This window comes from Lelliottia sp. SL45, assembly GCF_026672535.1.
Lineage (GTDB): Bacteria > Pseudomonadota > Gammaproteobacteria > Enterobacterales > Enterobacteriaceae > Enterobacter > Enterobacter nimipressuralis.
The window spans coordinates 2,978,911-2,993,075 of sequence record NZ_JAPPRH010000003.1 but is presented as its reverse complement, the minus strand read 5'-3'; the positions used below and the strand labels follow the sequence as shown (position 1 = coordinate 2,993,075).

The 14,165-nt window shown below is 55.9% G+C and carries 12 protein-coding genes; 5 read left to right on the top strand and 7 right to left on the bottom strand.

What is annotated here, in order from left to right; all coding sequences use genetic code 11:
- Positions 1–27 precede the first annotated feature (27 nt).
- The gene (hemL, locus tag OVA10_RS20590; protein ID WP_100777572.1) at positions 28–1,308 is read right to left on the bottom strand and encodes a glutamate-1-semialdehyde 2,1-aminomutase; all 1,281 of its coding nucleotides are present in this window, start codon (positions 1,306–1,308) and stop codon (positions 28–30) included.
- 178 nt (positions 1,309–1,486) lie between these two features.
- Between hemL and clcA the strand changes: the two genes are divergently transcribed.
- Positions 1,487–2,887, top strand: a complete 1,401-nt coding sequence (gene clcA, locus OVA10_RS20585) for a H(+)/Cl(-) exchange transporter ClcA (protein WP_107702230.1) — start codon at positions 1,487–1,489, stop codon at positions 2,885–2,887.
- Positions 2,888–2,972: 85 nt separating this feature from the next.
- On the top strand, positions 2,973–3,317 hold the full coding sequence (erpA, locus tag OVA10_RS20580; protein ID WP_100777570.1) for an iron-sulfur cluster insertion protein ErpA: 345 nt from the start codon (positions 2,973–2,975) through the stop codon (positions 3,315–3,317).
- Between the two features lie 74 nt (positions 3,318–3,391).
- Here the strand turns inward: erpA and OVA10_RS20575 are convergent, their stop codons facing one another.
- The 3 genes from OVA10_RS20575 to mtnN are packed head-to-tail and all read right to left on the bottom strand — an operon-like array spanning position 3,392 to position 5,533.
- Positions 3,392–4,015, bottom strand: coding sequence for a TRIC cation channel family protein (locus tag OVA10_RS20575; protein WP_100777569.1), 624 nt, complete (start codon positions 4,013–4,015; stop codon positions 3,392–3,394).
- 29 nt (positions 4,016–4,044) lie between these two features.
- Complete coding sequence (btuF, locus tag OVA10_RS20570) at positions 4,045–4,842, bottom strand: vitamin B12 ABC transporter substrate-binding protein BtuF (protein WP_129035400.1); 798 nt, start codon at positions 4,840–4,842, stop codon at positions 4,045–4,047.
- Positions 4,835–5,533 carry a 5'-methylthioadenosine/S-adenosylhomocysteine nucleosidase gene (gene mtnN / locus OVA10_RS20565; RefSeq protein WP_123429463.1) on the bottom strand — a complete coding sequence of 233 codons (699 nt, stop codon included), beginning with the start codon at positions 5,531–5,533 and terminating at the stop codon, positions 4,835–4,837. The genes btuF and mtnN overlap by 8 nt, the downstream gene beginning before the upstream one ends.
- A gap of 82 nt (positions 5,534–5,615) precedes the next feature.
- Between mtnN and dgt the strand changes: the two genes are divergently transcribed.
- The 3 genes from dgt to cdaR all read left to right on the top strand — a co-directional run bounded on the left by dgt (position 5,616) and on the right by cdaR (position 10,021).
- The gene (gene dgt / locus OVA10_RS20560) at positions 5,616–7,130 is read left to right on the top strand and encodes a dGTPase (protein ID WP_248859691.1); all 1,515 of its coding nucleotides are present in this window, start codon (positions 5,616–5,618) and stop codon (positions 7,128–7,130) included.
- A gap of 130 nt (positions 7,131–7,260) precedes the next feature.
- Positions 7,261–8,709: a serine endoprotease DegP gene (gene degP, locus OVA10_RS20555; protein ID WP_123429461.1), complete on the top strand. Its 1,449-nt coding sequence runs from the start codon at positions 7,261–7,263 to the stop codon at positions 8,707–8,709.
- A gap of 154 nt (positions 8,710–8,863) precedes the next feature.
- Complete coding sequence (cdaR, locus tag OVA10_RS20550; protein ID WP_181827355.1) at positions 8,864–10,021, top strand: DNA-binding transcriptional regulator CdaR; 1,158 nt, start codon at positions 8,864–8,866, stop codon at positions 10,019–10,021.
- Positions 10,022–10,105: 84 nt separating this feature from the next.
- Here the strand turns inward: cdaR and OVA10_RS20545 are convergent, their stop codons facing one another.
- The 3 genes from OVA10_RS20545 to glnD form a co-directional block, all read right to left on the bottom strand.
- Positions 10,106–10,495: a DUF3461 family protein gene (locus OVA10_RS20545; protein ID WP_100777563.1), complete on the bottom strand. Its 390-nt coding sequence runs from the start codon at positions 10,493–10,495 to the stop codon at positions 10,106–10,108.
- Positions 10,496–10,606: 111 nt separating this feature from the next.
- The gene (gene dapD / locus OVA10_RS20540; RefSeq protein ID WP_008501915.1) at positions 10,607–11,431 is read right to left on the bottom strand and encodes a 2,3,4,5-tetrahydropyridine-2,6-dicarboxylate N-succinyltransferase; all 825 of its coding nucleotides are present in this window, start codon (positions 11,429–11,431) and stop codon (positions 10,607–10,609) included.
- A gap of 34 nt (positions 11,432–11,465) precedes the next feature.
- Entirely contained in the window at positions 11,466–14,141 is a 2,676-nt protein-coding gene (gene glnD / locus OVA10_RS20535) for a bifunctional uridylyltransferase/uridylyl-removing protein GlnD (RefSeq protein ID WP_102104628.1), read from the bottom strand.
- Between the last annotated feature and the right edge of the window lie 24 nt (positions 14,142–14,165).

Sequence of the window (14,165 nt, the reverse complement as noted above, 5' to 3'; positions counted from 1 at the left end):
GCATTTACTTTGTTTGTCGCGTGGCGATTAAAGCTTCGCAAACACCTTACGCGCTGCGTCGATGGTGTTATTGATATCTTCTTCGCTGTGCGCCACGGACATAAAGCCCGCTTCAAACGCTGACGGTGCCAGATACACACCCTCTTCCAGCATCAGATGGAAGAAACGCTTAAAGCGCTCAACGTCGCACTTCACCACGTCCTGATAGCAGGTCACGGTTTTCGCATCGGTGAAGAAGATCCCGAACATGCCGCCCACGTGGTTCACCACCAGCGGAATGCCCGTTTCTTCTGCGGCTTCCAACAGCCCGTTCGCCAGTTGGGTGGTCAAATCGGTCAGGGTTTCGTGAATACCCGGCTGCGCCACTTCGGTCAGGCAGGCAAAACCTGCCGCCATCGCAATCGGGTTACCGGACAGGGTACCCGCCTGATAAACCGGACCCGTCGGGGCCAGCGCTTCCATCACCTCTTTGCGGCCGCCAAAGGCGCCCACCGGCATACCGCCGCCGATGATTTTGCCCAGACAGGTCAGGTCTGGCACCACGTCGTAATAAGACTGAGCACCTGCCAGCGCCACGCGGAAGCCGGTCATTACTTCGTCGATGATCAGCAGCGCGCCGAATTCGTCGCACAGCGCGCGCAGGCCTGGCAGGAATTCTGGCTGCGGAGGGATACAGTTCATATTACCCGCGACCGGTTCCACGATGATGCAGGCGATCTCCTGCGGATACTGTTCGAAGGCGGCGCGAACCGTCTCCAGATCGTTATAGGTGCAGGTCAGGGTGTGTTTGGCAAAATCTGCCGGTACGCCCGGAGAGTTCGGCTGGCCGAGGGTCAGCGCGCCGGAACCGGCTTTTACCAGCAGGCAGTCGGCGTGACCGTGATAGCAGCCTTCGAATTTGATGATTTTGTCGCGACCGGTAAAGCCGCGCGCTAGGCGGATAGCGCTCATGGTGGCTTCCGTACCGGAGTTCACCATGCGCACCATGTCCATGGTCGGGACCAGTTCGGTCACCAGCTCCGCCATTTTGACTTCCATCTCGGTAGGTGCACCGAAGCTCAGGCCGCGCTGTGCAGCTTCAATCACCGCATTGCGGATAGTCGGGTGGTTGTGACCCAGCACCATCGGACCCCAGGAGCCGACATAATCGATATAGGCTTTGCCGTCCACATCGTACAGATACGCGCCGTCCGCACGTTCAATAAACAGCGGCGTTCCGCCGACGCCGGTAAAGGCGCGAACAGGAGAGTTGACCCCGCCTGGGATTAGCTCGCGTGCTGCACTGTAGAGGTTTTCAGACTTACTCATAGCGTCGTTCCTGGTTCGTAGAAAAGGGTTTAGCCAGCTATTCTAAGGGATTCGCCGAAGGTTATAAAATTTTTGCCCCAATGATCCTGAACAATTGTTTAGGATTTTTCAGGCGACGGGCAGCGTCAGGGGCATTAAAATCCCTGCGTTAATTGTATGACCAATAAAAGAAGCCGTGATGACAGCACAAAACTCCTCTTTTGAAGAACAGCAATTTGCCCGCCAGCGCCGTCGGGTCAGCGTTCGACGCTTATTGAATCGCGACAAAACGCCGCTGGTGATCCTGGTGATGGCCGCAGTAGTCGGAACGCTCGCAGGGCTTGTGGGCGTGGCGTTTGAGAAAGCCGTCAATGGCGTACAAAACTGGCGCATCGGCACGCTGGGCGGTGTGGCCGATAACCCGTGGCTGCTGTGGTCGATGGCTTTTGGTTTGTCGGCGCTTCTGGCAATGCTGGGCTATTTCCTGGTACGCAAATTTGCCCCGGAGGCGGGCGGATCGGGTATTCCCGAGATCGAAGGCGCGCTGGAAGAGCTGCGTCCGGTGCGCTGGTGGCGGGTGATTCCGGTGAAATTCATCGGTGGGATGGGAACGCTCGGGGCAGGCATGGTGTTAGGCCGTGAAGGGCCAACGGTGCAGCTCGGCGGAAATATCGGGCGGATGGTGGCGGATGTTTTCCGCATGCGCAGCGGCGAAGCACGCCATACGCTGCTGGCGACCGGGGCCGCGGCGGGGCTTTCGGCGGCCTTCAACGCGCCGCTGGCCGGGATACTGTTTATCATCGAAGAGATGCGCCCGCAGTTTCGCTACAACCTTATCTCGATCAAGGCGGTCTTCACTGGCGTGATCATGTCGAGCATTGTGTTTCGTATTTTCAACGGCGAATCCGCAGTCATTGAGGTGGGTAAGCTCACCAATGCGCCGGTGAACACGCTGTGGCTGTATCTGATTCTGGGGATGATTTTTGGCGTGCTGGGGCCGCTGTTTAATTTCCTGATACTCAAAACACAGGATATGTTCCAGCGCATTCACGGCGGTAATATCACGAAATGGGTATTGATCGGCGGTCTGCTCGGCGGGATGTGCGGTGTGCTGGGCGTGATCGAACCGGGTGCAGCAGGCGGCGGATTCAACCTGATTCCCATCGCCGTGGCCGGCAATTTTAGCCTGGGAATGCTGCTGTTTCTGTTTATCTCCCGCGTGGTGACGACGCTGCTCTGTTTTTCCTCGGGCGCCCCGGGCGGAATTTTTGCGCCGATGCTGGCGCTGGGAATGTTGCTCGGCACCGCTTTTGGAATGGCCGCCGCAGCGGGATTCCCGGCGTATGAGTTGCAGGCCGGGACCTTTGCCGTTGCCGGAATGGGGGCGCTGCTGGCGGCGTCGTTGCGCGCGCCGCTGACCGCCATCGTGCTGGTTCTGGAGATGACCGACAATTATCAGCTCATTTTGCCAATGATCATTACCTGTCTCGGCGCGACACTATTAGCCCAATTCCTTGGCGGAAAGCCGTTATACTCCACCATTCTTGCGCGTACCCTGGCGAAGCAGGAGGCGGCACTGGCTGAGAAGCAGAATACTTGAATGAATTACCAGGGTATTAGATAATGAAAAAAAGAATTGGATGTTTTTTAATCCGATTCAGTAGCAGTATTCATGGGAGCAAAAAATGAGTGATGACGTAGCGCTGCCGTTGCAGTTTACCGAAGCAGCAGCCATTAAAGTGAAAAGCCTGATTGCGGATGAAAATAATCCGGAGCTGAAACTGCGTGTTTATATTACCGGCGGTGGTTGCAGCGGCTTCCAGTATGGTTTCACCTTTGACGATCAGATTAACGACGGTGACATGACCATTGAGAAGCAGGGTGTCGCGCTGGTCGTTGACCCGATGAGCCTGCAATATCTGGTCGGTGGCGCGGTGGATTACACCGAAGGCCTGGAAGGTTCGCGCTTTGTGGTGACTAACCCGAACGCGAAAAGCACCTGTGGGTGTGGATCTTCGTTCAGTATTTAACAGTGATGCGGCCTTTTCCGACCAGGAGAGGGTACGAACACCAAAAACGGCAACCTTGGGTTGCCGTTTTGCTTTTACCTTCCGTTTTCATCCAGTGCAAACGTCGGCAGCTTCAGGTGCCAGCGAATTGCCGCCAGACGAATCACCAGCGTCACCACCATGCCGATCATCGCTGCGGTTTCCAGCTCGACGCCAAAGGTGTAGAACGCGGTTGCGTGGACAATTCCGCCGATAATACAGGCGGTGGCGTAGATTTCGGTGCGCAGAATCATTGGGATTTCGCGCGCCAGAATATCGCGGATAATCCCGCCGCCGACGCCGGTCAATACGCCCATGCAGATTGCCACCAGCGGACCGGTTCCCGCCATGAAGGCTTTATTGACGCCAATCCCGACAAACACCGCCAGACCCACGGCATCAAGCACCGGCAGGATCCATTTTGGTAACCGGCGTGGCTGGCGCACCAGCACGATGGTCAGCAGGCACGTCACCATCGCGACCACCAGGTCGGTGGGATCTTTGACCCAAAACACCGGGCCATGATCGAGCGCCATATCGCGGATCGTCCCACCGCCGACGGCCGTCACCACGCCGAGCACTAATACGCCAAAGGGGTCCATGCGTAATTTGCCCGCAAGCAGAACGCCGGAGATAGCAAAAACGGCTGTGCCAAGGATATCCAGCCAATAAACGAGCATTTTTCAATCCTCAGAGAATGAGGGCCTAATTAATGGCTCTGCGCCAGGGCAGAGCAGAGTTGTTTTGCGGCGAGGATAATACGCGGGCTTGCCCGTTCAAACCAGTCACTGTGTAGGGCAATAACGGGAATTTTTAGCTGGCTTTGCCAGAAATTTTCAATTTTCGGAATCTCACTCGCATTCCCTATCACCACAATGGCCTGTGGCTGACGCGCCAGTACCTGTTCACGGCTGACCTGAGGCCAGGGAACGCGGCTTGCTGCGAAGATATTTTCACCGCCACACACTTCCAGAACCTGATTCTGTATCGACCCTTTTCCGGTGGTAAACAGCGGCTGGCTGCCAAACTGCAGGAAGACGCGCTTTTTCACCGGCGTGTCGTACTTTTTCTTCAGTGCAGCGTAGTCGTTCAGCATTTGCTGTGCGGCCTGCAGCGCTTTTTCCGGCGTCGGGCTCCAGGGGGCTAAATCACGTAACGCCTGTGCCACTTGCTCAATGCTGATGGCATCGACCCACAGCACTTTTATGCCGAGCGATGAGAGCTGGTTGACCTGACGTTCGGCATTCCCGCCGCGCCAGGCAAGCACCAGGTCCGGCTTTAGCGCCACGATGCGCTCGAGATTCATCCCCTGCCAGGTCGAGACCTCTTCGATCTTTTTCGCTTCCGGGGGATAGTCAGAAAAGCTGCTCACACCCACGGGGGTGATCCCGGCGGCAAAAGCCAGTTCCGTATTGGCGGGGGAGAGGGTAATAACACGCGGCGCGGCCACAAGCCACGCCGGTGCAAGTAAGAAGAGGGCGACCAGCGCCCTTGCATACTTAGCCACGCGCCAGTTTCTGCACCAGGGTTTCGACCATGATGGTGGACTGTTTGGCGGCAACTGCCAGGAACTCGTCGAAGCTCAGGTGGGATTGCTGATCGGCCACGTCGGAGATGGCGCGAACCACCACAAACGGCACGCTGAAGTTGTGGCACACATGTGCAATAGCGGTCGCTTCCATCTCTACGGCAATCGCCTGTGGGAAGTTGTGGCGGATTTTCGCCAGACCGACAGAGCCATTGATGAACGCATCACCGCTGACAATCAGACCGCGCACGGCGTTCAGGTTCAGCTCGGCGATGCAGTTTTCTGCGGCAGCAATCAGCTTATCGTCGGCTTTAAAGCCTGCCGGGCAGCCAGGCAGTTGGCCATATTCGTAACCGAATGCCGTGACATCGGCATCGTGATAGCGCGCTTCATCGGAGACCACGATATCGCCCACTTTCAGCGTAGGAGCCAGACCGCCCGCAGAACCGGTGTTGATGATTACGTCCGGTTTGCAGCGCTCAAGCAGCAGGGTCGCGCCCAGTGCTGCCGCCACTTTACCGATGCCTGATTTCAGCAGAGCGACGTCAGTTCCGTTCAGCTGGCCGGTGTAGATTTCACACCCACCCAGAGAGAGCGTCTGACAGTTCTCAATTTTGTCACGCAGCAGCGTAACTTCTTCTTCCATTGCACCAATAATGCCGATTTTCATAGATTTACTCGCGATGTGCCTTGTTAAGATGCATAGTCTATCATGCGCATCAGGGGAAACGCATTCTCAGGCGGGGGAGCTCATGGCACCAATCGATTTTCGCAACAAAATTAACTGGCATCGTCGTTTCCGTTCTCCGCAGGGAGAAAAGAGCGAGCACGAGATCCTGCGTATCTTTGAAAGCGATCGCGGGCGCATTGTGAACTCCCCGGCGATCCGCCGCCTGCAACAAAAAACCCAGGTGTTCCCGCTGGAGCGTAATGCCGCGGTTCGCACGCGCCTCACCCATTCCATGGAAGTACAGCAGGTCGGGCGTTACATCGCCAAAGAGATTTTAAGTCGCCTGAAAGAGCAGCGTTTGCTCGAAACCTACGGTCTGGATGAACTGACCGGGCCGTTCGAGAGCATCGTAGAGATGGCCTGTCTGATGCATGACATTGGCAACCCGCCGTTTGGTCATTTTGGCGAGGCGGCGATAAACGACTGGTTCAAACAGAAGCTGTTCCCCTCCGATGCGGCAAGCCAGCCGCTGAGCGATGACCGTTGTATCGTCAGGGCGCTTCGTCTGCGCGAAGGCGAAGAGACCTTAAACGATTTGCGTCGCAAGGTGCGGCAGGATCTTTGCCAGTTCGAAGGCAATGCGCAGGGGATTCGGCTGGTGCACTCCCTGATGCGCATGAACCTGACGTGGGCGCAGGTCGGCTGCATTCTGAAATACACCCGCCCGGCGTGGTGGATGGGTGAACCGCCCGCGACGCACAGCTATTTAATGAAAAAGCCCGGCTATTATTTATCCGAAGAACGCTATATTGAAAGGCTGCGTAAAGAACTTTCGCTGACGCCGCATGGCCGCTTTCCATTGACCTGGATTATGGAAGCCGCCGACGATATCTCCTATTGCGTGGCCGATCTGGAAGACGCGGTTGAGAAAAGAATATTCAGCGTTGAAGAGCTTTACCAGCATCTTTACGAGGCCTGGGGCACGCATGAGAAAGGCTCTCTGTTTTCTCAGGTGGTCGAAAATGCGTGGGATAAATCGCGTTCTAATTCATTGAGTCGCAGCACAGAAGATCAGTTCTTTATGTATTTGCGCGTCAATACATTAAATAAACTGGTGCCCTACGCGGCATCACGTTTTATCGATAATTTGCCGGCGATTTTTAGCGGGGAGTTTAATCACGCGCTGCTGGAAGATGACAGTGGCTTCAGCCAACTGCTTGAGTTGTATAAGAACGTTGCGATGCGGCATGTATTCAGCCATCCCGACGTCGAACAGCTGGAATTGCAGGGTTACCGGGTGATCAGCGGCCTGCTGGAAATTTATCGACCGCTGCTGCAATTATCCGTCGACGATTTTACCGAGCTGGTGGAAAAAGATCGTATTAAGCGTCTGCCGATAGAAACGCGGCTGCTGCATAAACTCTCGACACGCCATCGTCTTGCCTACGTCGAAGCGGTGAGTAAAATTGAACGCGATACCGTGCAGTGGCCGGTGCTGGAATATTATTATCGCTGCCGTCTTATTCAGGACTATATCAGCGGAATGACCGATTTGTATGCATGGGATGAATACCGGCGCCTGATGGCAGTGGAATAATGAATGAGTTTTGTAAAGACGAACAATAAATTTTTACTTTTTCCAAAAACTTATTCCCGGAACTTCGGGCTATAAAACGAATCTGATGTACACAGCAATTTTGCGTTATCTGTAAATCGAGATTGAGAACATGAAAAAAACCACATTAGCAATGAGTGCACTGGCTCTGAGTTTAGGTTTAGCGTTATCCCCTCTGACTGCCACCGCAGCCGAGACCGCCTCTTCGGCCGCCACGGCGCAGCAGATGCCAAGCCTTGCCCCGATGCTCGAAAAAGTGATGCCATCGGTGGTGAGTATTAACGTTGAGGGGAGCACAACCGTTAATACACCGCGCATGCCGCGCAACTTCCAGCAGTTCTTCGGTGACAACTCACCGTTCTGCCAGGACGGTTCCCCGTTCCAGAGTTCGCCATTCTGTCAGGGTGGCGGCGCGGGCGATGATGGCCCAGGTACGGGTAACGGCGGCGGTCAGCAGCAGAAATTCATGGCGCTCGGCTCAGGTGTCATTATTGATGCCGCGAAAGGCTATGTTGTGACCAACAACCACGTGGTGGACAACGCCAGCACCATCAAAGTGCAGCTGAGCGATGGCCGTAAATTTGATGCCAAAGTGGTGGGTAAAGATCCTCGCTCTGACATCGCTCTGATCCAGATTCAGGATCCGAAAAACCTGACGGCGATTAAACTCGCTGACTCCGATGCTCTGCGCGTTGGTGATTACACCGTGGCAATCGGTAACCCGTTTGGTCTGGGTGAAACCGTGACCTCCGGTATCGTTTCTGCGCTGGGTCGTAGCGGCCTGAATGCGGAAAACTACGAAAACTTCATTCAGACCGATGCGGCGATTAACCGTGGTAACTCCGGCGGTGCGCTGGTGAACCTGAACGGTGAGCTGATCGGGATTAACACCGCGATCCTGGCACCGGACGGCGGCAACATCGGTATCGGCTTTGCGATCCCAAGCAACATGGTGAAAAACCTGACCAGTCAGATGGTTGAGTTTGGCCAGGTGAAACGCGGCGAGCTGGGTATTCTGGGTACAGAGCTGAACTCCGAGCTGGCGAAAGCAATGAAAGTTGACGCTCAGCGCGGCGCATTCGTCAGCCAGGTCATGCCGAGCTCTTCTGCGGCGAAGGCCGGTATCAAGGCCGGTGATGTGATCACCACCCTGAACGGCAAGCCAATCAGCAGCTTCGCGGCGCTGCGTGCTGAAGTCGGCTCTATGCCGGTCGGCAGCAAAGTGAACCTGGGCCTGCTGCGCGATGGCAAACCGGTGAACGTGAGTCTGGAACTGCAGCAGAGCAGCCAAAATCAGGTCGACTCCAGCACTATCTTCAGCGGTATTGAAGGTGCGGATATGAGCAACAAAGGTGCGGATAAAGGTGTGGTGGTGAGCAATGTCAAAGCTAACACTCCGGCGGCGCGTATTGGCCTGAAAAAAGGCGATGTGATTATCGGCGCAAACCAGCAGCCGGTGAAAAACATCGCGGAACTGCGCAAAATTCTCGACAGCAAACCAACGGTGCTGGCGCTGAATATTCAGCGTGGTGACACTACGCTGTACCTGTTGATGCAGTAATCCCCTCAGCCCCTGCCTGCTATCAGGCAGGGGCTTTCTTCGTTTCTGTGACCCTTTCCACAAGTCCATACTTCTCCCCCTGACTTTGTGCATCCGCACAATGCGACACCCTTTGAACTCCCCTATGCTTGAGCTCAGCTCACAGGAGGGTTACATGGCTGGCTGGCATCTTGATACCAAAATGGCGCAGGAAATCGTGGCGCGAACCATGCGCATCATCGATACCAATATCAACGTAATGGATGCCCGTGGGCGAATTATCGGCAGCGGCGATCGTGAGCGCATTGGGGAATTGCACGAAGGCGCGCTTCTGGTGCTTTCCCAGGGGCGGGTGGTGGATATCGACGATGCGGTGGCGCGACACCTGCACGGCGTGCGTCAGGGGATAAACCTGCCGCTACGTCTGGAAGGGGAGATCGTGGGCGTCATCGGCCTGACCGGCGAGCCAGAATCACTGCGAAAATACGGTGAACTGGTGTGCATGACCGCCGAGATGATGCTGGAGCAATCGCGCCTGATGCACCTCCTGGCCCAGGACAGCCGTCTGCGCGAAGAGCTGGTGATGAACCTGATTCAGGCCGAAGAGCACACGCCGGCGCTCACGGAGTGGGCGCAGCGTCTGGGTATCGATCTCAATCAACCGCGCGTGGTGGCGGTGATTGAGGTAGACAGCGGTCAGCTTGGTGTGGATAGCGCAATGGCGGAGCTGCAGCAGCTGCAAAACGCGCTGGCGACACCGGAGCGGAATAACCTGGTAGCAATCGTGTCGCTGACGGAAATGGTGGTGCTGAAACCGGCGCTGAACCCGTTTGGCCGCTGGGATGCGGAAGACCATCGGCGTCGGGTTGAGCAACTTATCTCACGCATGAAAGAGAACGGGCAGCTGCGTTTCCGCGTCGCGCTCGGCAACTATTTCAGCGGGCCGGGCAGCATCGCGCGTTCATGGCGAACGGCGCGCACCACCATGATGGTGGGGAAACAGCGGATGCCCGAAAGCCGGGGCTATTTCTATCAGGATTTAATGTTGCCGGTGCTGCTCGACAGTTTACGCGGCGGCTGGCAGGCCAATGAGCTGGCGCGACCGCTGGTGCGCCTGAAAGCGATGGATAATAACGGGCTACTGCGCCGTACGCTGCAGGCCTGGTTTCGTCATAACGTTCAGCCGCTGGCGACCTCAAAAGCGCTGTTTATTCACCGCAATACGCTGGAATACCGGTTGAACCGTATTTCGGAACTGACCGGTCTGGATCTGGGGAATTTCGATGACAGGTTGCTGCTGTATGTGGCGTTGCAACTGGATGAGCAGCGGTGATGTACGGCCTGACGCCTTAACTCCGCCCTCTTTTAAGGAAGAGTGAAAAACAAAAAACGGCAACCGGGAGTTGCCGTTTTGCATTTATTTCCCGCGCGTTAACTTCTCAAGATCCGATTCAATTTCGCTGATCTTGTTGGTCACAACGCTTTCAAGATGACGCAGATCGTCAAGGATCTTACGTTTAAGATCGACTTCGGTGCGATCGCGCTGGCAGATCTGATCGAGTTCATCAATGACATAGCGGAGATTCGGGCTGATTTCCTGAACCTCTTTATACCCCTGGCCGACGCCATCAGCGACGACGGTTTTACGTTGACGCGGGTATTTGAACTTCACGCTCTTCGCGAAAAACTCTCCTTTGTCCTTGTGAAAATAGATTTTCAGAATATCGTTGTTCGCTTCCTGGCGGAGGCTGTAACGATCAATTTCATCAGGATTGGTAATGCCCAGACTTTTCAGATTATCGTACATAGCGGTACCCTTGAGCTCAACATAACCTATGAATAATTAACGAAAAAATCTATCTTCGCCACCATCAGATGTAAAAAAAGCGGGGTGGCCCCCGCTTTTTGTTATACCCGATTAATCGATCGTACGCAGCAGTTCGTTGATACCGACTTTGCCCCGCGTTTTCGCATCGACTTTTTTTACGATAACCGCACAGTACAGGCTGTATTTGCCATCTTTAGACGGCAGGTTACCGGAAACGACAACCGAACCGGCCGGAACGCGACCGTAATGCACTTCACCCGTTTCACGATCGTAAATGCGGGTGCTCTGGCCGATGTAGACGCCCATTGAGATCACTGAGCCTTCTTCTACGATCACGCCTTCAACCACTTCGGAGCGCGCGCCGATGAAGCAGTTGTCTTCGATGATGGTTGGGTTGGCCTGCAGTGGCTCAAGAACGCCACCGATGCCGACGCCACCGGACAGGTGAACGTTTTTACCGATCTGCGCGCAGGAACCGACGGTTGCCCAGGTATCCACCATGGTGCCTTCGTCAACGTAAGCACCGATGTTCACATAGGACGGCATCAGTACGGTGTTGCGTGCGATAAACGCGCCCTGGCGAACGGCCGCAGGCGGAACCACGCGGAAACCTTCTTTCTGGAAACGCGCTTCGTCGTAATCAGCGAATTTCATCGGCACTTTATCGAAGTAGCGGCTTTCTGCTCCGTCGATAACCTGGTTATCGTTAATACGGAAAGAGAGCAGCACGGCTTTCTTCAGCCACTGATGAGTTACCCACTGGCCGTCAATTTTTTCCGCGACACGCAGCGCGCCGGAATCAAGCAGAGAAATCACCTGATTCACCGCTTCGCGGGTGACGGTATCCACATTTGCCGGGGTAATTTCGGCGCGACGCTCAAAGGCGGACTCAATAACGTTCTGTAACTGCTGCATTGTTTTTACTCTTTCCATTTCACTAAAAAACACGTCACCCTTTATCGTTTGGATTGAGGGCTGCTGTCAACCGTTGTTGTACCTCAAGTTGCAGCTCATTATTAAGGGCACGTCGGTCGGCGGTGGCGATTATGAATAAATCTTCTACTCGCTCGCCAATGGTTGTAATTCTGGCGCCATGCAGCGAAATTCCCAGATCCGCAAAAACCTGGCCAACGCGCGCCAGCAGGCCCGGCTGGTCAAGGGCGATCAGTTCGAGGAACGATTTCCGGTCCGTATGGGTCGGCAGGAAATTGACCTCCGTATCGACGGTAAAATGGCGCAATTTCGCCGGCTGGCGACGCGGCTGTGGCGGCTGCCAGCTGTGCTGGGTAATCGCCTGTTCCAGACCGAAGCGAATGCCTTCGTGCCTGTCGGATGAGAGCGGGCTGCCGTCCGGCTCCAGCACGATAAAGGTGTCCATCGCCATGCCGTCGCGGGTGGTGAAAATTTGCGCGTCGTGAACGCTCAGATTGCGCCGGTCGAGTTCTGCGCAGACGGCGGCAAACAGATAGGCCCGATCCGGGCTCCAGATAAAGATTTCGGTCCCGCCGCGCGTTGCCTGTGGGCTTAGCAGGATCAGCGGTTTTTTCAGATCATGCTTCAGCAGATGCCGCGCGTGCCAGGCGAGCTGATTTGGGCTGTGGCGGACAAAGTAGTTGGCCCGGCAGCGCGACCAGATCTGATGCAGCGCTTCTTCATCAATGTTGTCCATTCGCAGCAGCGCCAGCGCCTGAAGCTGGTGGTGACGCACGCGTTCACGCATATCCGGCGTATTTTGCATCCCGCGACGCAGCTGTTTTTCGGTCGCGAAATAGAGTTCGCGCAACAGGCTCTGCTTCCAGCTGTTCCACAGGGTTTCGTTGGTGGCGCAGATATCCGCGACCGTCAGGCAGACCAGAAAACGCAGGCGGTTTTCAGTTTGAACGATTTCGGCGAACTGCTTGATCACTTCCGGGTCCTGAATATCGCGGCGCTGGGCGGTGACGGACATCAGCAGATGATGGCGCACCAGCCAGGCGACCAGCTGGGTTTCGCGCGAATTCAGGCCGTGTAGTTCAGCAAATTTCAGCACGTCCTGGGCTCCGAGCACCGAGTGGTCGCCGCCGCGTCCTTTGGCGATATCGTGGAACAGGGCGGCAATCAGAATCAGTTCCGGGTGGCTGAGGCGCGGCCAAAGCTCAACGCACAGCGGGTGCTTCGACCGAGTCTCTTCTTTAGCGAAACTCTCCAGTTTCAGCATCACGCGAATGGTGTGTTCGTCCACCGTGTAGGCATGGAACAGGTCAAACTGCATCTGGCCGACAATGTGCGACCACTGAGGCATGTAGGCCCAGAGCACGCTATGGCGGTGCATCGGCAGCAGACCACGGCTGACAGCACCGGGGTGGCGTAACATGCTCAGGAAGAGCGAACGCGCCTCCGGGATATAGCAAAGAGGCTGCGTCAAATGGCGGCGCGCATGGCGCAGATGACGCAACGTGGTGGAGTAGATCCCGGTGATCGTGCTGTTGCGCACCATGGTGTAGAACATTCGCAGGATCGCTTCCGGCTCGCGGATAAACAGCGTTTCATCGCGCAGGTCGATGAGGGTGCCGCGCAGCTGGAATTCATCATCAATCGCACGCGGCTTTTCATCGGTGGTCAGCGCCAGGATGGCTTCATCAAAGAGCTGCAATAGCATCTGGTTAAGCTCAGAGACGCGGCGGGTGACGCGGAAGAAATCCTTCATCATCTGTTCAACCGGCTCGTTGCCTTCGCCGCTGTAGTTCAGGCGCTGGGCGACGCTGAGCTGGCGGTCGAACAAGAGACGGTTATCGTAGCGGGTCACTTCCAGATGCAGGGCAAAACGGATGCGCCACAGCAGATGCAGGCATTCGTTAAGCTCGTTGCGTTCGGCTTCGGTTAAAAAGCCAAAACCGACCATCTCATCCATGGACGTCGCGCCAAAATGGCGACGGGCGACCCATTGCAGGGTGTGAATGTCGCGCAGGCCGCCGGGACTGCTTTTGATGTCCGGCTCAAGGTTATAGCTGGTGCCGTGATAGCGCTGGTGGCGTACGTTTTGCTCTTCTACTTTTGCGGCGAAGAAGCGCTCCGACGGCCAGAAACCGTCGCTGAAGATATGTTTTTGCAGCTCAAGGAACAGGGCGACGTCGCCGATCAGCAGGCGCGTTTCAATCAGGTTGGTGGCGACCGTGAGATCCGATAACCCTTCCAGCAGGCACTCTTCGAGCGTGCGGACGCTGTGACCAACTTCCAGCTTCACGTCCCACAGAAGCGTCAGGAGTTCGCCAATTTTTTGCGCCTGTTCGTCGGGCAGCTTTTTGCGGCTCAGCACCAGCAGGTCGATATCGGAAAGCGGGTGCAGTTCACCGCGCCCGTAGCCGCCCACGGCGACCAGCGCGACGTCGCTTATCTGACCAAAACCGTACTCGATCCACAGGCGTTGCAGCAGCTGATCGATAAATTCGGTGCGCGCTTCGATGAGCTCTTCCGCCGAAATACCCTCGTCAAAGGCTTTACCCAGCCAGCGCTGAAAAACGTCGATATGCGCTTTAATATCCGCCACCGTGAGCTCGCGCTGCGGCCAGACTCCAGGATTGTCCGGCTGGTCGGGCAGGGTGGGGAGTGCCGTGTTCGGATACTGTTCGGGTAAAAGGTTACTCATCTCGTGCGCCACCCATAAGTAAAA

Coding starts and splice junctions, on each gene's coding strand:
- hemL (WP_100777572.1), bottom strand. CDS start 1,308: ATGAGTAAGTCTGAAAACCTCTACAGTGCAGCACGCGAGCTAATCCCA.
- clcA (WP_107702230.1), top strand. CDS start 1,487: ATGACAGCACAAAACTCCTCTTTTGAAGAACAGCAATTTGCCCGCCAG.
- erpA (WP_100777570.1), top strand. CDS start 2,973: ATGAGTGATGACGTAGCGCTGCCGTTGCAGTTTACCGAAGCAGCAGCC.
- OVA10_RS20575 (WP_100777569.1), bottom strand. CDS start 4,015: ATGCTCGTTTATTGGCTGGATATCCTTGGCACAGCCGTTTTTGCTATC.
- mtnN (WP_123429463.1), bottom strand. CDS start 5,533: ATGAAAATCGGCATTATTGGTGCAATGGAAGAAGAAGTTACGCTGCTG.
- dgt (WP_248859691.1), top strand. CDS start 5,616: ATGGCACCAATCGATTTTCGCAACAAAATTAACTGGCATCGTCGTTTC.
- degP (WP_123429461.1), top strand. CDS start 7,261: ATGAAAAAAACCACATTAGCAATGAGTGCACTGGCTCTGAGTTTAGGT.
- cdaR (WP_181827355.1), top strand. CDS start 8,864: ATGGCTGGCTGGCATCTTGATACCAAAATGGCGCAGGAAATCGTGGCG.
- OVA10_RS20545 (WP_100777563.1), bottom strand. CDS start 10,495: ATGTACGATAATCTGAAAAGTCTGGGCATTACCAATCCTGATGAAATT.
- dapD (WP_008501915.1), bottom strand. CDS start 11,431: ATGCAGCAGTTACAGAACGTTATTGAGTCCGCCTTTGAGCGTCGCGCC.
- glnD (WP_102104628.1), bottom strand. CDS start 14,141: ATGAGTAACCTTTTACCCGAACAGTATCCGAACACGGCACTCCCCACC.